The following is a 19038-nucleotide window of genomic DNA, read 5'->3' on the forward strand; positions in this document are numbered from 1 at the left end:
AAGGGGTTCGATAACAAAAATAATGCTCAATGGAGCAGAAGTGAGCAGAACGTGAAAAAGCAAAGACCTGTCCATCTAGATCTGCAGACCATTCGCTTTCCTGCAACAGCGATTGCGTCAATCCTACACCGTGTATCCGGTGTTATCATGCTGTTTGCCGTCGGCATTCTTATCTGGTTGTTGAGTGAATCACTCGCATCTGCTGAGAGTTTCGCAGGCATACAATCTCTGTTTGATAACTTGTTCGTTAAGTTTGTCGTCTGGGGAATTCTAACCGCGCTGGGTTACCATCTTGTCGTTGGCGTACGCCACCTCATCATGGATACCGGACGTTGGGAAGAGTTAGACTCAGGTAACGCTTCAGCGAAAGCCGCCTTCGTTATTGCCGCGGCACTGTCAATCATTGCGGGGATTTGGGTATGGTAACAAATGCAGCAAGTCTTGGACGCAGCGGCGTTCATGATTTTATTCTTATTCGTGCTAGTGCAGTTATCCTTACTTGTTACACTATCTTTTTAGTAGGATTTATCGCCGCTAGTTCTCCTCTCACTTATGACGTCTGGCATGGTCTATTTAGCACTCTGCCGATGAAAGTGTTTACATTATTGGCCCTAGTTGCCCTATTAATCCACTCATGGATTGGTATTTGGCAGGTGCTGACAGACTACGTGAAATGCGTCAGTTTGCGTGGTGTACTCCAATTCGTCTTCGTCGTGGCTGCCTTCTCTTATTTGGCTGCTGGCATTGTTATTGTGTGGGGTGTTTAAGTGAGTATTCCAGTTCGTGAATTTGATGCAGTCGTTATTGGCGCTGGTGGCGCAGGTATGCGCGCTGCACTACAGATTTCTAAAGAAGGTAAGAGCTGCGCGCTGTTATCTAAAGTGTTTCCAACGCGTTCTCATACCGTATCAGCACAGGGTGGTATCACCGTAGCGCTGGGTAACGCCCATGAGGATCACTGGGAACAACACATGTACGATACCGTGAAAGGCTCCGATTTTATCGGTGACCAAGAAGCGATTGAATTTATGTGTAAAACCGGTCCTGAAGCCATTATCGAGCTTGAGCAGATGGGTTTACCATTCTCACGTTTTGACAATGGTAAGATTTACCAGCGTCCGTTTGGTGGCCAGTCAAAGAACTTTGGTGGTGAGCAAGCGGCCCGTACCGCAGCGGCTGCCGACCGTACCGGTCATGCTTTATTGCACTGTCTTTATCAGCAGAACGTAAAGCACAAGACTGAAGTGTTCTCTGAGTGGTATGCACTGGACCTAGTGAAGAATGATGATGGCGCGATTGTCGGTTGTACTGCAATCGAAATCGAAACCGGTGAAATCGTTTATTTCAAAGCCAAAGCCACGATTCTCGCGACCGGTGGAGCAGGGCGTATCTACGCTTCTACCACTAACGCCCACATTAATACTGGTGATGGTATTGGTATGGCGATGCGCGCTGGCGTGCAGATGCAAGACATGGAAATGTGGCAGTTTCACCCAACGGGTATTGCTGGCGCCGGTGTTTTGGTGACCGAAGGTTGCCGTGGCGAAGGCGGATACCTGCTCAATAAAGACGGTGAGCGTTTCATGGAGCGTTATGCGCCAAACGCGAAAGATTTGGCATCACGTGACGTGGTTGCACGTTCAATGATGACCGAAATTCGTGAAGGTCGTGGCCTCGATGGTCCATTAGGGCCACACTGTCTGTTGAAACTTGACCACTTAGGTAAAGAAACCCTAGAAGCGCGTCTTCCTGGTGTGTGTGAACTGTCTCGTACCTTCGCTCACATCGATCCCGCCGATGGTCCAATTCCAGTATTGCCAACCTGTCACTATATGATGGGTGGTTTACCAGCGAAAGTCAGCGGCCAAGTCATTCGTAAGAATGAAGATGGCAGCGAGCAAGATGTCGTCGGCTTATTTGCTGTCGGTGAAATTGCTTGTGTATCCGTACACGGCGCTAACCGCTTAGGTGGTAACTCATTACTCGACTTAGTGGTATTTGGTCGTGCTGCGGGTCAACACTTAGGTAAAGCGCTTGACGCCACTGTCGATCCAAAAGATGCGACAGATGCTGATATCGCCAAGTCGCTTGAGCGTCTAAACCGTTGGGAAAGCAATAAAGACGGTGAAGACCCAGCCACAATCCGTAAAGATCTGCAGCTATGTATGCAGCTTAACTTCTCAGTATTCCGAAGCGGTGACGCTATGGCTGAAGGTCTGGCTGAACTTAAGGCTATTCGCGACCGTTTGGCGAATGCTAAGCTGTCTGACAACTCACAAGAGTTCAATACTCAACGTATCGAATGTCTTGAGTTAGACAATTTAATGGCAACGGCGTTAGCCACAGCCTATGCAGCAAACTATCGTACTGAGAGTCGTGGCGCGCATTCACGTGAAGATTACCTTGAGCGTGATGATGAAAACTGGCTGTGTCACAGTCTGTTTGACCCAGTGACTGAGCAGATGACTAAGCGTGATGTGAACATGGAGCCTAAGCTTCGTGCCGCGTTCCCGCCAATCAAGCGTACTTACTAAGGACTGTCAGATGAATTTAAAGATTGCTATTTATCGCTATAATCCTGACGTAGACACTAAGCCTTACATGAAGGATTACACGTTGGAAGTGGCTGACGGTACCGATATGATGGTGCTTGATGTGCTGATGCAACTTAAAGTACAAGATCCAACATTGGCGTTCCGTCGCTCATGCCGTGAAGGTGTGTGTGGTAGTGATGGTGTCAACATGAATGGTAAGAACGGCCTTGCGTGTATCACGCCAATATCTACCTTTAAGGGTAAGACTATTGAGATCCGCCCACTACCAGGCATGCCTGTCGTACGTGACCTGATTGTCGATTTGACTCAGTTCTACAAACAGTACGAAAAGATTAAACCTTATTTGATTAACGATGAGAAAACGCCTGCGCGTGAGCATCTGCAATCACCTGAAGAACGTGCACACTTAGATGGTCTTTACGAGTGTATTATGTGTGCTTGTTGTTCTACAGCCTGTCCATCGTTTTGGTGGAACCCAGACAAGTTTATCGGTCCAAGTGGTCTATTACATGCTTATCGATTCCTTATCGATAGCCGTGATACCGCGACTGAAGAGCGTTTGTCTGAGCTTGATGATGCATACAGCGTATTCCGTTGCCATGGCATCATGAACTGTGTGGATGTTTGTCCGAAAGGATTGAATCCGACTAAAGCCATTGGACACATTAAGTCAATGTTGCTTAAGAGAGCAGTGTAAATGCAACAACCTGAGCTGATTCTAATAATGATATAGCTCATGAAGAGTCACTTCTTCTTTGAGAGGAAGTGGCTCTTTTATGTAATGGAACTACACATGTGCCGTACAATCTGGATTCTCGGGGCGGCAGATAGATTGCAATTGCAGTGCGATTAACTGGGATTGCATTTTTAAGACTTTGGCTAAACACGTGTATCAAGTTTGAAAGGAATAGAAATGCACCAAGGCATCATGAAAGCCTGGCTCGATTCGTCTCACTTAAGTGGCGCGAACTCGACCTATGTAGAAGAGATGTATGAAGCCTATCAAGAAGACCCACAGTCAGTATCAGACGACTGGTGCGCGGTATTTGATAACCTCCCATATGCCAACGGCGCAACAGATGTGCCCGAAGCTGCCCACTCAAAAGTACGTGAATATTTTCGTAGTTTAGCGTTAGAAGGCCGCCATAAGAGCTCTGCTCGTATTACCGACCCTGATGTGGATGCTAAACAAGTTAAAGTCCTACAGTTGATCAACGCTCACCGTTTCCGCGGTCACCAGAATGCGAATCTGGATCCCCTCGGTTTATGGAAGCGCGATGCCGTCACTGAACTGGACCCTGCCTTCCACGGCTTAACTAGCGACGATATGGATCGTGAATTCAACACAGGTTCATTTGCGCACGGTGGCGACACCATGAAGCTAGGTGATCTTGTGAATGCACTGAAGGCCACCTACTGTGGTGCTATCGGCGCTGAATACATGCATATCACAGATACCGATGAGAAACGTTGGATCCAACAACGTTTGGAGCCATCCTTAGGTAGAGCTAATTACGATAAATCCACCAAACTCCGTATTCTCGAAGGCCTTAACGCCGCCGAAGGTATGGAAAAATACCTCGGCGCCAAGTTCCCCGGTGCTAAGCGCTTCTCACTCGAGGGCGGTGACGCACTCGTGCCCATGATGCGTGAAATCATCTACCGTGGTGGCCAAGCCGGTACCAAAGAGATGGTCGTGGGGATGGCTCACCGTGGTCGTTTAAACCTATTGGTGAACATTCTCGGTAAAAAACCGTCAGAACTGTTTGATGAATTTGCTGGTAAGCACAGCGACGAATTACTCGGTTCAGGCGACGTTAAGTATCATCAAGGTTTCTCCTCAGATTTTGAAACGCCAGGTGGCAATGTTCATCTAGCCCTTGCGTTCAACCCATCGCACCTTGAGATAGTTAACCCTGTGGTGATGGGCTCTGTCAGAGCACGTCTCGATCGCCGCGGTTGTAAAACCGGTCTGCAAGTAATGCCCATCACCATCCATGGTGACAGTGCTATTGCAGGTCAGGGGATAGTACAAGAGACATTTAACATGTCTCAAACCCGTGCCTTTAAAGTGGGTGGCAGTATTCGTATCGTAGTCAATAACCAAGTGGGCTTTACCACTAACTTGACTGAAGATACTCGCTCAACAGAATACTGTACCGATATCGCTAAGATGGTGCAGGCGCCGATTTTCCACGTTAATGCTGATGATCCTGAAGCCGTTGCCTTCATTGCGCAGCTGGCGGTTGATTACCGTAACGAGTTTAAGCGTGATGTGGTTATCGATCTGGTTTGTTATCGTCGTCATGGTCATAACGAAGCCGATGAGCCAAGTGCTACACAGCCATTAATGTACGCCAAGATTAAAAAGCATCCGACGCCGCGTAAGATTTATGCCGAGCGTTTAATCGAAGAGAGCACCTTAGCTGCTGATGAAGTCACCAGCTTGATCAACGACTACCGTGATGCACTCGATAAAGGTGATTGCGTCGTTAAAGAGTGGCGCCCTATGACGCTGCATACGGTTGACTGGACGCCTTATCTTGATCGCGAGTGGGACGAAGCCTACCCAGGTGAAATGTCTATCGAGCGTCTGCAAAACTTGGCTGACAAGTTAAGTTATGTACCTGAAAATCATAAGTTACAGTCACGTGTTGCCAAGATTTATAAAGATCGTGTTGCCATGGCAAAGGGTGAAAAGCTGCTCGATTGGGGGTTTGCTGAAACCTTAGCCTACGGCTCAATTCTTGAAGATAACAAGCGGGTACGTATTACGGGGCAAGACTCAGGTCGCGGCACCTTCTTCCATCGTCATGCGGTATTACACAATCAAAACGATGCAACGGCTTATTTACCACTGCGTAATGTGGCCGACGAGCAAGGCCCTATCGATATCTCTGATTCGGTATTGTCTGAAGCATCAGTACTGGCGTTTGAATATGGTTACGCCACAGCCGAGCCTGGCGGATTAACGCTTTGGGAAGCCCAGTTTGGTGATTTCGCTAACTGCGCGCAGGTCGTGATTGACCAGTTCTTATCATCGGGTGAGCAAAAGTGGGGCCGCTTATGTGGCTTAACCATGCTGTTACCACACGGTTATGAGGGTCAAGGTCCAGAGCACTCCAGTGCGCGTCTTGAACGTTTCTTGCAACTTTGTGCTAACCACAATATGCAAGTGTGCGTGCCATCAACGCCTGCGCAGGTTTATCACATGCTACGTCGTCAAGTGGTACGTCCTATGCGTCGTCCATTGGTGGTGATGTCGCCTAAATCGCTACTGCGTCATCCATTAGCCGTATCGAGTATGGAAGAGCTTGCCACTGGCACCTTCCAAAACGTGATTGCGGAGATCGATGAGCAAGATAGCAGCCAGGTTGACCGCGTCGTGTTCTGTAGTGGTAAAGTGTACTTTGAGCTGCTTGAAAAGCGTCGCAAAGAGAATCTCACTAATATTGCACTGATCCGTGTCGAGCAATTGTATCCGTTCCCACATGAGGACATGGTACAAATCCTGGCGCAATATCAGCACGTTAAAGATTTCGTTTGGTGTCAGGAAGAGCCGCAGAACCAAGGTGCCTGGTATTGTAGCCAACACCATTTCTGGGCGGCGATTCCAGCAGGCGCACAGTTAACCTACGCAGGCCGTGAAGCATCTGCTGCCCCTGCTTGTGGTTACCCAGCACTGCATGCTCAGCAACAAGAATCTCTAATAAATAGCGCATTAAAACTGTAGTAATTGATAATTTAAAAAGGATAGCTTTCCATGAGTATCGAAATCAAGGTACCCGTACTGCCAGAATCAGTTGCTGATGCAACCATCGCCACTTGGCATGTCAAAGCTGGCGAGCAAGTGACTCGTGATCAAAACTTGGTTGATATTGAAACCGATAAAGTGGTACTTGAAGTGGTTGCGCCAGAAGATGGTTCAATCGTTGAGTTTCTAGCCGAAGAAGGCGACACCGTTCTAGGTGAAGCTGTGATTGCTAAATTTGTTGCTGGCGCGGTTGCTGGTCAAGAAGTGACTAAGGCGCAAGCTGAAGCACCACAAGAAGCGGCAAGTGATGAGTCAAATGATGCGCTAAGTCCATCAGTTCGTCGCTTAATCGCCGAACATAATGTGGATGCAGCTCAAGTGAAAGGCACTGGCGTGGGTGGACGTATCACGAAAGAAGACGTTGAAGCCTTCGTCAAATCAGCCCCTGCTGCGAAACCTGCATCAGCGCCTGCTGCTGTTGTAGCCCCACTAGGCGAGCGTAGCCAGAAGCGTGTACCTATGACACGTCTGCGTAAGACCATTGCCAATCGTCTACTTGAAGCGAAGAACTCAACTGCAATGTTGACGACGTTCAACGAAGTGAACATGAAACCTATCATGGACATTCGTAAGCAGTATCAAGAAGTGTTTGAGAAGCGTCACGGTATTCGTCTAGGTTTCATGTCTTTCTACGTCAAAGCCGTGACTGAAGCCCTGAAGCGTTTCCCAGAAGTTAACGCCTCTATCGATGGTGATGACATTGTTTATCATAACTATTTCGATGTGAGTATCGCGGTATCGACCCCACGTGGTTTGGTGACGCCAGTACTGCGTGACACCGACACCATGAGCCTTGCTGAGATCGAACGTAACGTGCGTGAATTAGCCATCAAAGGCCGTGACGGTAAGCTGACTGTTGATGATATGACAGGCGGCAACTTCACCGTGACTAATGGTGGCGTATTTGGCTCACTCATGTCGACGCCTATTTTGAACCTGCCACAAAGTGCGATTTTAGGCATGCATGCCATTAAAGATCGCCCGATGGCAGTTAATGGTCAGGTTGAAATCCTGCCTATGATGTACCTAGCATTGTCTTATGACCACCGCATAGTCGATGGTCGTGAGTCTGTTGGCTTCTTGGTTGCCATTAAGGACTTCCTCGAAGACCCAACTCGTCTATTGCTCGACCTGTAAGACGACGTTGATTCGATGCCTATCGCTTTGGTGGGCATCACCCTCGCTACTGGCTCCTATGAGCCGGTTGGATTTGATAAGAAGTATACGGATAGATCATCATGAATTTGCATGAATATCAGGCAAAATCCCTATTTGCCGAATATGGTTTACCAGTGTCAGAAGGTTTTGCTTGTGATACCCCTCAAGAAGCGGTAGAAGCGGCAGGCCATATTGGCGGTGATATGTGGGTTGTTAAGTGTCAAGTACACGCAGGCGGCCGTGGTAAAGCAGGTGGCGTTAAAGTTACCGGCGACAAAGAAGAGATCAGAGCATTTGCTGAAAATTGGTTAGGTAAGAACCTTGTCACTTACCAAACTGACGAAAAAGGCCAGCCAGTTGCTAAAATCTTAGTCGAAAGCTGCACCGATATCGCTAACGAACTTTATCTTGGCGCTGTTGTTGACCGTGCGACCCGTCGCGTGGTGTTTATGGCATCAACTGAAGGTGGTGTTGAGATTGAGACTGTGGCTGAAGAAACGCCAGAGCTTATTCACAAAGCCATTATCGATCCGTTAACGGGTCCACAGCCTTACCAAGCACGTGATCTTGGCTTCAAATTGGGTCTAAACCCAACACAAATGAAGCAGTTCACTAAAGTGTTCATGGGTCTTGCTAAGATGTTCAACGACCATGATTTCGCACTGCTTGAGATCAACCCGCTGGTTATCACGACCGAAGGCAACATTCACTGCCTAGACGGTAAGATAGGTATCGATGGCAACGCATTGTTCCGTCAACCAAAAATCCGCGACATGCACGATCCATCACAAGATGACGCGCGTGAAGCACATGCGGCTAAATTTGAGCTTAACTATGTTGCCCTCGACGGTAACGTAGGTTGCATGGTAAACGGTGCCGGCCTAGCAATGGGTACCATGGACATCGTTAACCTACACGGCGGCAAGCCAGCTAACTTCCTAGACGTTGGCGGTGGAGCGACTAAAGAGCGCGTAGCTGAAGCATTTAAGATCATTTTGTCTGACGCTAACGTTAAAGCGGTTCTGGTGAACATCTTTGGTGGTATCGTACGTTGTGACATGATTGCCGAAGGCATCATTGGCGCAGTGAAAGAAGTGGGTGTTGAAGTGCCAGTTGTGGTTCGTCTTGAAGGTACTAACGCTGATCTCGGTCGCGAAGTATTGGCTAACTCTGGTCTTGACATTATTGCAGCTGAGTCACTAACTGACGCTGCTGTTAAAGTTGTTGCTGCTGCGGAGGGCAAATAATGTCTGTATTAATCAATAAAGATACCAAGGTCATTTGCCAAGGTTTCACTGGTGGTCAAGGTACTTTCCATTCTGAGCAAGCTATCGCGTATGGCACTCAAATGGTTGGTGGTGTTTCTCCAGGAAAAGGTGGTCAAGTTCACTTAGGTCTTCCAGTATTTAATACTGTAAAAGATGCCGTAGCTGAAACGGGTGCAACAGCAACCGTTATCTATGTACCAGCCCCTTTCTGTAAAGATGCCATTCTTGAAGCTATCGATGGTGGCATCGAGCTAATCGTTTGTATTACTGAAGGCATTCCTACTCTGGATATGCTGCAAGTTAAGGTTAAGCTTGAAGAAACTGGCGTGCGCATGATCGGTCCTAACTGCCCAGGTGTTATCACCCCAGGTGAATGTAAGATTGGTATCATGCCTGGTCACATCCACAAGCCTGGTAAAGTGGGCATTGTTTCTCGCTCTGGTACCCTAACGTACGAAGCGGTTAAGCAAACTACCGATGAAGGTTTCGGCCAATCAACTTGTGTTGGTATTGGTGGCGACCCAATTCCAGGTACTAACTTCATCGACGTATTGGAAATGTTCCAAAACGATCCACAAACAGAAGCCATCGTGATGATTGGTGAAATTGGTGGTACGGCTGAAGAAGAAGCGGCTGAATATATCAAAGCTAACGTGACTAAGCCTGTTGTTTCTTACATTGCTGGTGTGACTGCACCAGAAGGTAAGCGCATGGGTCATGCTGGTGCGATCATCGCTGGTGGTAAAGGTACTGCAGAAGATAAGTTTGCAGCACTAGAAGCGGCGGGCGTAACTACCGTACGTTCACTTGCAGATATCGGCAGTGCACTACGTACTAAAACAGGTTGGTAATCTTACCCACTTGTAAATAGGCGCCTTAGGGCGCCTTTTTTGTGGGTTATTTTTGAGCTTTCAGTTTGATAACTTACGACTATAACCATTAAACGCCGCTATCTTGCCTCTGTTATGTCAGTTGTTGTATCAGTTAATCGTGCTGTGTTTTTTATCAGGCTGTCATATAACTGTATCGATATAAAAAGGCATTTTTTTGCTGCTAAAAATTATTGAACAACCCAAAATCCTATGATAAAAATTGCCGCGAAAAAGAGCAGGTATGATGTAAATGGGTGTCAGGTCATCGTCCCAATTAACGTGTTATCCAAATGCAATGAAGGAGAGATATTATGAAGCAGCTGTTTGGTGCAATGATAGCTTGTACTTTATGCCTTGGTGCGACTCACTCTTTTGCACATGAGAAGCCACCTGTCGATGCTAAACCGCTTTCTGAAGTGATTAAGGCATTAGAAGCGCAGGGCTACTCGCCCATTACTGAAGTCTCTGTTAAAAGGGACCAGTGGGAAGTGGAAGCTTACAAAGATGGAGTCGAGCGTGAGCTGCGTATCGATCCTATCGATGGCAAAATTCTTTCAGATAGATTAGACGATTAAGCCGAGGTCATGCTTGGGTTAATTTGAGATTTAAAATGTAAGCAACCCGTTTATTGATAAGCATTGTGATGTCGAAGGTGACTGCCGCGTTTAGGCGTTGTCTCCTTAGGCTTATGCATTGACTCCTCAAATGTGAAAAGCGACCAATGAAAAAGGGATCCTAGGATCCCTTTTTCATATCAGCTGGCTATCAAGATTAACTTGGCTATATCGCCTCTGGTCTGTTAACCATTAAGCATCGCCGTGATCGCACTCATCATTGGTGCAAACACCGTAGAGATAGAGGCTATGATTGGTTAATTTAATATTGTGCTTCATCGCTATCTCATCTTGACGACGCTCAATCATATCATCGGAAAATTCAATCACCTTGCCGCAAGATAAACAGACTAAATGATCGTGATGATGTTGTGATGATAATTCGAAAACCGCCTTGCCGCTTTCGAAGTGATGTCTGGTGACAATACCTGCATCATCAAATTGATTTAATACGCGATAAACAGTTGCTAACCCAATTTCTTCACCAATATCGAGTAGCTTTTTGTACAGTTCTTCTGCACCGATGTGCTGATTTTCAGGTCCCTGCATCAGCTCGAGGATCTTGACTCGTGGTAAGGTGACCTTTAATCCCGCTTTCTTTAGCGCTTGATTTCCATCTGTCATTATTAATCTCTTGATTGCAGAACCTTAGCATCGCCAATAAAGGTTCAGTTGTTGATATTGGCAACCATTATAGGGGCTGAATTTAAAAACTTAAACCTTTGATCTTGCATATTGTTCGCTTAGTCAGCAAATCGAGTGCAATTGATTGTTTGCTGGTAAAATATAGCGAATTTTACACATACTTTTTATAGTGGTATTTATACTAATGCCCAATACACCTCGCCACTGTGTTCTGGCAGGCTTAAATTGAACATAGGCGTATTGGATATATGGCAACGAGTCAGTATTAAGATAACAATAACAAGGAAAGCAGATGTATCGGCAGATCGTGATATTAACCGGGGCAGGCATCTCTGCCGAGTCAGGGCTCAGAACCTTTAGGGATCAAGACGGGCTATGGGAAGAACATAAAATAGAAGATGTAGCGACCCCAGAAGGGTACGCGCGTGATCCTGAAATGGTGGAGCGTTTTTATAACGAACGCTGGCAGCAGCTGCATGACGGCCATATCGAACCCAACGAGGCGCATAAGGCCTTAGCCCGACTCGAGCAAGAGTTTGATGGTCAGCTACTCGTGGTGACGCAAAATATTGATGACTTGCATGAAAGGGCGGGTTCTCGCCGCTTACTGCATATGCACGGTGAGCTCACAAAAGGGCGCTGCCCTCGTTCACAACAGACATTTTTGCTGACAGATCACTTTGGGGTTAATCATACCTGCACCTGTTGCATACCGGCCCAGCGCCTGCGGCCTCATGTGGTGTGGTTTGGTGAGATGCCTATCGGACTAGATCGTATCCAACATGCGCTCGATACTTGCGATCTATTCATTGCCATCGGCACCTCGGGGACGGTTTACCCGGCCGCCGGATTTGTTGACACGGCTAATCATCACGGCGCGCAAACAGTTGAAGTTAATATTATGCCCGCCGATCGCCACAGTCAGTTTCAATATCATCTGCAGGATAAGGCCAGCCGCATTTTGCCACATATGGTTGATACGATTTTGCGTGGTGACAAGATTAACGATGAGCTAATAGGTGCGCCGCAGTAATGCAATTAGACATAGAACTGGATACAAGCGTGGCGCTCGATAGGATGTTGGCCAGTCAAAATACTCAGACTGACAAGTTAGCGATTATTATGCGCGGCTTACCTGGTAGCGGCAAAAGTTATTGGGTTGAGCAGTTTATTGCAGCGCAGCCTGCCGCAGTCGCGCAACAGATAAGGCTTAGGGGTTATTTTTCGACCGATAACTTATTTTATCAACAGGGGCAGTATCAGTTTAATCCCAGTCGGCTGAGTGAATACCATCAACGTAATTTAACCCTGTTTATTCAGGCGTTGGCACGGGGTGAGCCCATAGTCATCTGTGATAATACCAATATGGCCTATTGGGAATATATGGCCTACGACGCGGCGGCAAAGGCACTAGGGTATCAGGTGCGCATCGTGTTAATTGGCGAACCGCTGGATGAAGTGCATCAGCAACTCTGCGCCGAGCGTAATCAGCATGGGGTGGGATTAAAGCAAATTCGCGCTATGGGCAAACAATTTGACGATTTTTAAATCGGTAAGTTTGGTGGCTGCATTGCAGCCCGAATATATCAACTGAGATAAGGACGTGCAGTTTGACGGTGTCGCCTTGATGGCGCTCACTTAGCGAGTGCCAATAACTTGGTTTTATGTATAGCTTTTCTTGATGGCATTTTATTTGTATTTGAAATTTAACCTTTAAGTTGTTAATTTTTAACATTATAAAGTTTTATCGCCCCCCAAAATTTGCTTGCCCATATAGTGGCAGGTGTCCTCTCTTTATTTGCCAGCAAGCCTTTTGGCCACTCACACATTACGCCAAAGTGTAAATCCAGACTGACAAAACCTTAGACTAAAGTTATACCATTTTGGCGAGTTAACACTTGCTTTACGTTCGCGTAAACGTCAGAGTAATATTATTTGAAATTGATCACAGTTCATCACGTGTTCTCAACATGTGGTTCGAGCAAAAAATACCGAGATGGAGCGGAAGATGACTACAGAGCAAACAAACCAAGATATCGTGATTGTCGCGGCGAAGCGCACCCCTATGGGGGGCTTTCAAGGCGCGCTATCGAGTGTCACATCGCCAACACTGGCTGCCACCGCAATTAAAGCCTTGATGGATTTCACGTCAATTGCAGGCGCTGACGTTGATGAAGTACTTATGGGGTGTGTATTGCCAGCGGGTCTTGGTCAAGCGCCGGCGCGTCAAGCGTCGTTAGGGGCTGGACTGCCATTATCGGTTGGTGCGACCACAGTCAATAAAGTCTGTGGCTCTGGAATGAAAACGGTGATGTTAGCGCATGATCTCATTAAAGCGGGTAGTGCCAATATTGTTATCGCTGGTGGTATGGAAAGCATGAGTCAAGCCCCTTATCTACTCGACAAGGCCCGAGGCGGCATGCGTATGGGTCATGGCAAGGTGATGGATCACATGTTCCTTGATGGCCTCGAAGATGCCTATACCGGTGGTGCTATGGGGACGTTTGCCCAGAAGACCGCTGATGACTTCTCCATTAGTCGTGAAGCGATGGATAACTTTGCGCTAAGCTCACTGCAAAAAGCCAATGCCGCGATTGAATCTGGCGCGTTTAAAGCTGAAATTACCCCGGTGACAGTATCGAGCCGACGTGGTGATGTCGTGGTCGATACCGACGAGCAGCCAGGGAATGCGCGTCCTGAAAAGATCCCCACACTACGCCCCGCATTCGCCAAAGAAGGCACTATCACTGCCGCAAACTCAAGTTCAATTTCAGACGGCGCTGCCGCACTCATGCTCATGACCCGCGAGCAGGCCGATGCAAAGGGACTGGAGGTGCTGGCGACCATTAAAGGTCACACGACTCACGCTCAAGAGCCGTCGATGTTTACCACAGCGCCTGTTGGCGCCATGACTAAGTTGCTCGACAAGGTTAACTGGACTAAAGCCGATGTCGATCTATTTGAGGTCAACGAAGCCTTTGCCATGGTCACCATGCTAGCGATTTCAGAGCTCGGGCTAGACGAAACCAAGGTTAACGTCAACGGCGGTGCTTGCGCATTAGGCCATCCAATCGGTTGCTCTGGCGCCCGTGTGCTAGTGACCTTGATTCATGCCTTAAAAGCAAAAGGGCTTACGCGCGGCGTGGCTTCATTGTGTATCGGTGGCGGCGAAGCCACCGCTATGGCGATTGAAATCTAATCCATTTGCTCGGGCTGATAGATGTGCTATTGGCCCATTGGCATAACCTCAGTTAACGATGTGAGTTTTTAGCTGTCACTTACATTTTTGTCTTAGTTAAAAAGATCTTAGGAAAGCAATATGACTATTCAAGTTAAACATTACATCGATGGTGAATTTACCTTAGGCCAAGGCACTCAGCAGATCTCGGTAACTAATCCGGCTAATAATGAAGTGATCGCGACCATTAACGCTGCGACTACATCAGAAGTTGAAATTGCTATCGCTAGTGCGAAAAAAGCCTTTACGACATGGAAAGAGGTGCCTGTATCAGAGCGTGCTCGGGTAATGTTTCGCTATCAACATCTACTAAAAGCCCATCATGATGAGATTGCAACGATTCTGGCTCAAGAAACGGGTAAAACTTTTGAAGACGCCAAAGGTGATGTGTGGCGTGGTATCGAAGTGGCTGAGCACGCTTGTAACATTGCTAACCTAATCATGGGTGAAACCGTTGAAAACGTGGCGCGCAGTATCGATACCTACAGTTATACCCAGCCTTTGGGCGTATGCGCTGGTATTACACCATTTAACTTTCCGGCGATGATCCCATTATGGATGTTCCCGTTGGCGATTGCCTGCGGCAACACCTTTGTACTTAAGCCGTCGGAGCAAGATCCGATGACGCCGCAGCGCTTGGTCGAACTGTTTGAAGAGGCGGGCGCACCCAAAGGTGTTCTGCAGCTAATTCATGGTGACAAAACGGCGGTCGATGTGCTGCTGACGCATCAAGATATTAAAGCCATTTCGTTTGTCGGCTCAGTTGGCGTGGGTCAATATATCTACAAGACGGGTACCGATAATCTTAAGCGTGTACAAGCCTTTGCCGGCGCTAAAAATCACTGCGTGATCATGCCCGATGCTAATAAACAGCAAGTCATTAATAACTTGGTTGGTGCATCTGTCGGCGCCGCGGGTCAGCGTTGTATGGCGCTGTCGGTAGCAGTATTTGTGGGTGAAGCGAAAAACTGGATCCCTGAGCTACGTGATGCCATCGCCAAAGTCAGACCGGGCTTATGGGATGATAAAGACGCAGCCTATGGTCCTGTTATCAGCCCTGCGGCGAAAGCTCGCGTGCTTAAGCTGATTGCTCAAGGCAAAGAAGAGGGCGCCGAATGCCTGCTCGACGGTAGCGATTTCACTGTCGAGGGCTATGAAAGCGGTAACTGGGTCGGACCGACTATGTTCACTAATGTGACTACAGAGATGAGCATCTACCAAGAGGAGATCTTCGGGCCTGTGTTGTGCTGCATGGAAAGTGATTCTCTTGAAGACGCTATCGAGATAGTCAACGCCAGCCCATATGGTAACGGTACCTCTATCTTTACCGCGAGCGGCGCGGCGGCGCGTAAGTATCAGCATAATATTGAAGTGGGCCAGGTGGGGATTAACGTGCCGATTCCTGTGCCGCTACCTTTCTTCTCGTTTACGGGGTGGAAAGGCAGTTTCTATGGCGATCAGCACGCCTATGGAAAACAAGCGGTGCGTTTCTACACTGAGACCAAGACCATCACCGCGCGCTGGTTTGAATCGGACATCTCCGATGTTGAGCATCATGCGCCGAATATGACGATTGCCCTGAAATAACGTGAAAGCCTTGGACTAATGGGTCCAAGGCTTTTCATCATGTGTTTACCGCTAATAATCAACAATCAACAAGTAACGCACCGATATTAAAAAATGCCGCATTATCACTAGCGGCGAATAACCATAGGTGCTCAAGGAGTTAATCAGATGGATTTTAATCTGAATGAAGACCAACGCCAGTTTGCCGAACTGGCAACTCAATTTGCCAATGAAGAGCTAGCTCCATTCGCCGCCAAGTGGGATGAAGAGCATCATTTCCCTAAAGATGTCATTCAAAAAGCCGGAGAGCTGGGCTTTTGCGCTTTATACTCGCCAGAATCGGAAGGTGGCATGGGCTTATCTCGCCTCGATTCCTCGATCATTTTCGAGCAGCTTGCGATGGGCTGCACCGCCACCACGGCCATGTTGACTATTCATAATATGGCGACCTGGATGATCACTAGCTTTGGCTCTCAATCCCTGCGAGATGAATGGTCAGCGCCATTGACCACAGGTGAAAAACTGGCCTCTTACTGCTTAACCGAAGCGGGTGCCGGCAGTGATGCGGCGTCACTCAAAACCAAAGCCGTTCGTGAAGGCGATGAATATGTGATCTCCGGCGCTAAGATGTTTATCTCTGGCGCTGGTTCGACTGAGATGCTGGTTGTTATGTGCCGCACCGGCGAAGCGGGTCCTAAGGGGATCTCGGCCATTGCGGTACCCGCAGACACCGATGGCATCAGCTACGGCAAAGCGGAAGATAAGATGGGCTGGAACGCCCAGCCAACCCGTGAAATTACCTTCGATAATGTTCGTGTGCCAGTAAGCAATCTGTTAGGCGAAGAGGGTCAAGGTTTTACGTTTGCCATGAAGGGATTAGATGGCGGTCGCATCAATATTGCCACTTGCTCTGTGGGTACGGCGCAAGCGGCGCTCGATCGCGCAACTCAATATATGAATGAGCGTAAACAGTTTGGTAAGCCGATCGCGGCATTTCAAGCATTGCAGTTCAAGTTAGCCGATATGGCGACGGAGTTAGTTGCTGCTAGGCAGATGGTGCGTTTAGCCGCCTTTAAACTCGACAGTGGTGACCCTGAAGCGACGGCCTATTGCGCCATGGCAAAACGTTTTGCCACCGATATTGGCTTTAGCGTTTGTGATAGTGCATTGCAGCTTCACGGTGGTTACGGCTACATTCGTGAATATCCGCTGGAGCGCCATTTCCGTGATGTGCGCGTACATCAAATCTTAGAGGGAACTAACGAGATCATGCGTTTGATTATTGCTCGTCGTCTACTCGACGAAAACGCTAGCCCGATCCTGTAATTGTCACAAAGGAGCATAAAGATGACAGCGATTATCGAGAAAATTATTGGCCATACCGCGGTACTCACAATGAGCAATCCGCCAGCAAATACATGGACAGCATCGAGTTTACAGCTACTTAAGCAAAAAGTAAGCGAACTGAATGCCAACAAAGAGATTTATGCTTTAGTGCTAACGGGTGACGGGGAAAAGTTTTTTAGTGCTGGTGCCGATCTCAAACTGTTTGCCGATGGCGATAAAGGTAATGCGGCTTCAATGGCCAAACATTTTGGCGAAGCGTTTGAAGCCCTCAGTGGTTTTCGTGGGGTATCGATTGCTGCTATCAATGGCTATGCTATGGGCGGCGGGCTCGAAGTGGCGCTTGCCTGTGATATTCGCATCGCTGAAGCACAGGCCGTGATGGCATTGCCTGAGGCGACCGTTGGCTTACTTCCTTGCGCTGGTGGTACTCAAAATCTTACCGCCTTGGTCGGGGAAGGCTGGGCAAAGCGGATGATCTTATGTGGCGAACGTGTCGATGCCGACAAGGCACTGCAGCTGCGATTAGTTGAAGAGGTGGTGGCTAAAGGTTCAGCCTTAGATACGGCGTTAACCCTTGCTGAAAAGGTGGCTAACCAGAGCCCTAGCAGTGTGACTGTATGTAAGCAGTTGATTCAAGCGGGCCGAATGATGCCACGAACGCAGGCGCTGCCTGTCGAGCGTGAGTTGTTTGTTGGCTTGTTTGACACGAAAGATCAGGCCGAAGGGGTTAACGCGTTTTTAGAAAAGCGCCAAGCAAAATGGACCAATAGCTAATGAGTATTGAGCAAAGCAATAGCGTGGTATTTCAAACCTTAGGCACCTTGTCAGGCAAGTTGGTCGGTGTTGCCACGCTGAACATGGAAAAGGCACTCAACGCGCTTAACTTGGAGATGATCCAAGCGCTTACTCGTCAACTCTCCGCGTGGGCACAAGATGATAGCATCGCTATGGTGGTGCTAGATGGTGCCGGCGAAAAAGCATTCTGCGCCGGTGGTGATGTGCGCGCCCTGTATCACGCCTCTAAAGAGACGCCGGGTGAAGTGACCGACATGGCGAGGGTGTTTTTTACCGACGAGTATCATTTAGATCATCTGCTGCACACCTTCGATAAACCCGTGTTGGTGTGGGGCGATGGCATAGTGATGGGCGGCGGCCTCGGACTCATGGCTGGCGCCAGTCATCGCATTGTCACCGAAAAATCGCGCATCGCCATGCCAGAGGTGACCATTGGACTTTACCCCGATGTGGGGGGCAGTTACTTCCTCAATCGTATGCCTGGCCACATTGGCCGTTTTCTTGGCATGACCGCTTACAATATGAATAGCGCGGATGCTTATTTCGTTGGCCTGGGAAATCATTATCTTAATAGCGATGATAAACAGCCGCTGTTTGATGCGCTAGCCAGTATCGATTGGGAAGGCGACATCGGGGTTAATCACTCTAAACTTAATGCGTTATTAGAAGCGATGACGAGTCGCTGCTCGATCAAGATGGGTGAGAGTGTGCTTGCACTGCATCAAGCGCTGATTGATCAGTTGATGGAGGGCGATTTAAGTCAGGTCATGGCAAGAGTGGCCGCCTATGAGACTGATCAACCTTGGCTAGAACGTGCACTTAATACTATGTTAGCCGGAAGCCCATTGAGCCTTCATCTGGTTTATGAGCAATCACGTTTAGGCACCGAATTATCACTCGAACAAGTATTTCAGCGCGAGCTGGGTATGAGTTGTAATTGCTGTGCTATCGGTGACTTTGTCGAGGGTGTTCGAGCGCTATTAATTGATAAAGATCGCCAGCCAAAGTGGAAATATGCCAGTGTCGATACAGTGGACGCACAAGCGGTTACACAGCTATTGACCTCACCATGGCCTGAGGATCTACATCCACTAGCTAAACTCGGCCGATAGGACGAGTAAGTTACAGGTTTTCGTCAGGGTATTGTCCTAGGGAAAAGGAGTAAG

At 48.1% G+C, this 19038-nt stretch carries 17 protein-coding genes; 16 read left to right on the top strand and 1 reads right to left on the bottom strand.

Translation table 11 applies throughout. The features are described 5' to 3' along the window. Positions 1 to 51: 51 nt before the first annotated feature. The 9 genes from sdhC (at position 52) to AC5YBX_RS07485 (ending at position 10242) form a co-directional block, all read left to right on the top strand. The gene (sdhC, locus tag AC5YBX_RS07445) at positions 52 to 426 is read left to right on the top strand and encodes a succinate dehydrogenase cytochrome b556 subunit (protein WP_475516573.1); all 375 of its coding nucleotides are present in this window, start codon (positions 52 to 54) and stop codon (positions 424 to 426) included. After that, a complete protein-coding gene (gene sdhD, locus AC5YBX_RS07450) occupies positions 420 to 767 on the top strand; it encodes a succinate dehydrogenase, hydrophobic membrane anchor protein (RefSeq protein WP_110458168.1) in 348 nt (115 codons plus the stop codon). The genes sdhC and sdhD overlap by 7 nt, the downstream gene beginning before the upstream one ends. Continuing rightward, positions 768 to 2534 (top strand): succinate dehydrogenase flavoprotein subunit, encoded by a 1767-nt coding sequence (gene sdhA / locus AC5YBX_RS07455; protein ID WP_475516574.1) that lies wholly within the window; start codon positions 768 to 770, stop codon positions 2532 to 2534. A 10-nt stretch (positions 2535 to 2544) separates the two neighbouring features. Next, positions 2545 to 3252 (top strand): succinate dehydrogenase iron-sulfur subunit, encoded by a 708-nt coding sequence (locus tag AC5YBX_RS07460; RefSeq protein ID WP_475516575.1) that lies wholly within the window; start codon positions 2545 to 2547, stop codon positions 3250 to 3252. Between the two features lie 216 nt (positions 3253 to 3468). Then, positions 3469 to 6288, top strand: a complete 2820-nt coding sequence (gene sucA / locus AC5YBX_RS07465) for a 2-oxoglutarate dehydrogenase E1 component (RefSeq protein WP_494524681.1) — start codon at positions 3469 to 3471, stop codon at positions 6286 to 6288. Between the two features lie 30 nt (positions 6289 to 6318). Then, positions 6319 to 7506 (top strand): 2-oxoglutarate dehydrogenase complex dihydrolipoyllysine-residue succinyltransferase, encoded by a 1188-nt coding sequence (odhB, locus tag AC5YBX_RS07470; protein WP_494519370.1) that lies wholly within the window; start codon positions 6319 to 6321, stop codon positions 7504 to 7506. A 101-nt stretch (positions 7507 to 7607) separates the two neighbouring features. Further along, the gene (sucC, locus tag AC5YBX_RS07475) at positions 7608 to 8774 is read left to right on the top strand and encodes an ADP-forming succinate--CoA ligase subunit beta (RefSeq protein WP_475516578.1); all 1167 of its coding nucleotides are present in this window, start codon (positions 7608 to 7610) and stop codon (positions 8772 to 8774) included. Next, entirely contained in the window at positions 8774 to 9646 is an 873-nt protein-coding gene (gene sucD, locus AC5YBX_RS07480) for a succinate--CoA ligase subunit alpha (RefSeq protein ID WP_110458162.1), read from the top strand. Before sucC ends, sucD begins: the two co-directional genes overlap by 1 nt. A gap of 332 nt (positions 9647 to 9978) precedes the next feature. Next, positions 9979 to 10242 carry a PepSY domain-containing protein gene (locus AC5YBX_RS07485; protein ID WP_494519368.1) on the top strand — a complete coding sequence of 88 codons (264 nt, stop codon included), beginning with the start codon at positions 9979 to 9981 and terminating at the stop codon, positions 10240 to 10242. Between the two features lie 231 nt (positions 10243 to 10473). On the opposite strand, the gene fur is transcribed toward AC5YBX_RS07485, so the two are convergent. Next, positions 10474 to 10905 carry a ferric iron uptake transcriptional regulator gene (gene fur / locus AC5YBX_RS07490; RefSeq protein WP_110458160.1) on the bottom strand — a complete coding sequence of 144 codons (432 nt, stop codon included), beginning with the start codon at positions 10903 to 10905 and terminating at the stop codon, positions 10474 to 10476. A 313-nt stretch (positions 10906 to 11218) separates the two neighbouring features. On the opposite strand from fur, the gene cobB reads away from it, so the two are divergent. The 7 genes from cobB (at position 11219) to AC5YBX_RS07525 (ending at position 18984) form a co-directional block, all read left to right on the top strand. Continuing rightward, complete coding sequence (cobB, locus tag AC5YBX_RS07495) at positions 11219 to 11959, top strand: Sir2 family NAD+-dependent deacetylase (protein ID WP_475516580.1); 741 nt, start codon at positions 11219 to 11221, stop codon at positions 11957 to 11959. 44 nt (positions 11960 to 12003) lie between these two features. After that, complete coding sequence (locus AC5YBX_RS07500) at positions 12004 to 12474, top strand: ATP-binding protein (RefSeq protein WP_494521634.1); 471 nt, start codon at positions 12004 to 12006, stop codon at positions 12472 to 12474. Positions 12475 to 12934: 460 nt separating this feature from the next. Then, positions 12935 to 14125: a thiolase family protein gene (locus AC5YBX_RS07505; RefSeq protein WP_494519367.1), complete on the top strand. Its 1191-nt coding sequence runs from the start codon at positions 12935 to 12937 to the stop codon at positions 14123 to 14125. Between the two features lie 120 nt (positions 14126 to 14245). Beyond that, positions 14246 to 15751 (top strand): CoA-acylating methylmalonate-semialdehyde dehydrogenase, encoded by a 1506-nt coding sequence (locus AC5YBX_RS07510; protein ID WP_494519366.1) that lies wholly within the window; start codon positions 14246 to 14248, stop codon positions 15749 to 15751. Positions 15752 to 15898: 147 nt separating this feature from the next. Further along, entirely contained in the window at positions 15899 to 17056 is a 1158-nt protein-coding gene (locus AC5YBX_RS07515) for an acyl-CoA dehydrogenase family protein (RefSeq protein ID WP_494519365.1), read from the top strand. Positions 17057 to 17077: 21 nt separating this feature from the next. Further along, positions 17078 to 17851, top strand: coding sequence for an enoyl-CoA hydratase (locus tag AC5YBX_RS07520; protein ID WP_494519364.1), 774 nt, complete (start codon positions 17078 to 17080; stop codon positions 17849 to 17851). Continuing rightward, positions 17851 to 18984 (top strand): enoyl-CoA hydratase/isomerase family protein, encoded by a 1134-nt coding sequence (locus AC5YBX_RS07525; protein ID WP_494524682.1) that lies wholly within the window; start codon positions 17851 to 17853, stop codon positions 18982 to 18984. Before AC5YBX_RS07520 ends, AC5YBX_RS07525 begins: the two co-directional genes overlap by 1 nt. Positions 18985 to 19038 lie beyond the last annotated feature (54 nt).

The sequence above is a fragment of the Shewanella sp. 492 genome, assembly GCF_059338445.1.

Bases quoted from the DNA above. Each gene is read 5' to 3' on its own strand.
- AC5YBX_RS07485 (WP_494519368.1), top strand. From the start codon at position 9,979: ATGAAGCAGCTGTTTGGTGCAATGATAGCTTGTACTTTATGCCTTGGT.
- sucA (WP_494524681.1), top strand. From the start codon at position 3,469: ATGCACCAAGGCATCATGAAAGCCTGGCTCGATTCGTCTCACTTAAGT.
- odhB (WP_494519370.1), top strand. From the start codon at position 6,319: ATGAGTATCGAAATCAAGGTACCCGTACTGCCAGAATCAGTTGCTGAT.
- AC5YBX_RS07500 (WP_494521634.1), top strand. From the start codon at position 12,004: ATGTTGGCCAGTCAAAATACTCAGACTGACAAGTTAGCGATTATTATG.
- fur (WP_110458160.1), bottom strand. From the start codon at position 10,905: ATGACAGATGGAAATCAAGCGCTAAAGAAAGCGGGATTAAAGGTCACC.
- AC5YBX_RS07505 (WP_494519367.1), top strand. From the start codon at position 12,935: ATGACTACAGAGCAAACAAACCAAGATATCGTGATTGTCGCGGCGAAG.
- cobB (WP_475516580.1), top strand. From the start codon at position 11,219: ATGTATCGGCAGATCGTGATATTAACCGGGGCAGGCATCTCTGCCGAG.
- AC5YBX_RS07460 (WP_475516575.1), top strand. From the start codon at position 2,545: ATGAATTTAAAGATTGCTATTTATCGCTATAATCCTGACGTAGACACT.
- AC5YBX_RS07515 (WP_494519365.1), top strand. From the start codon at position 15,899: ATGGATTTTAATCTGAATGAAGACCAACGCCAGTTTGCCGAACTGGCA.
- AC5YBX_RS07520 (WP_494519364.1), top strand. From the start codon at position 17,078: ATGACAGCGATTATCGAGAAAATTATTGGCCATACCGCGGTACTCACA.
- AC5YBX_RS07510 (WP_494519366.1), top strand. From the start codon at position 14,246: ATGACTATTCAAGTTAAACATTACATCGATGGTGAATTTACCTTAGGC.
- sdhD (WP_110458168.1), top strand. From the start codon at position 420: ATGGTAACAAATGCAGCAAGTCTTGGACGCAGCGGCGTTCATGATTTT.
- AC5YBX_RS07525 (WP_494524682.1), top strand. From the start codon at position 17,851: ATGAGTATTGAGCAAAGCAATAGCGTGGTATTTCAAACCTTAGGCACC.
- sucD (WP_110458162.1), top strand. From the start codon at position 8,774: ATGTCTGTATTAATCAATAAAGATACCAAGGTCATTTGCCAAGGTTTC.
- sucC (WP_475516578.1), top strand. From the start codon at position 7,608: ATGAATTTGCATGAATATCAGGCAAAATCCCTATTTGCCGAATATGGT.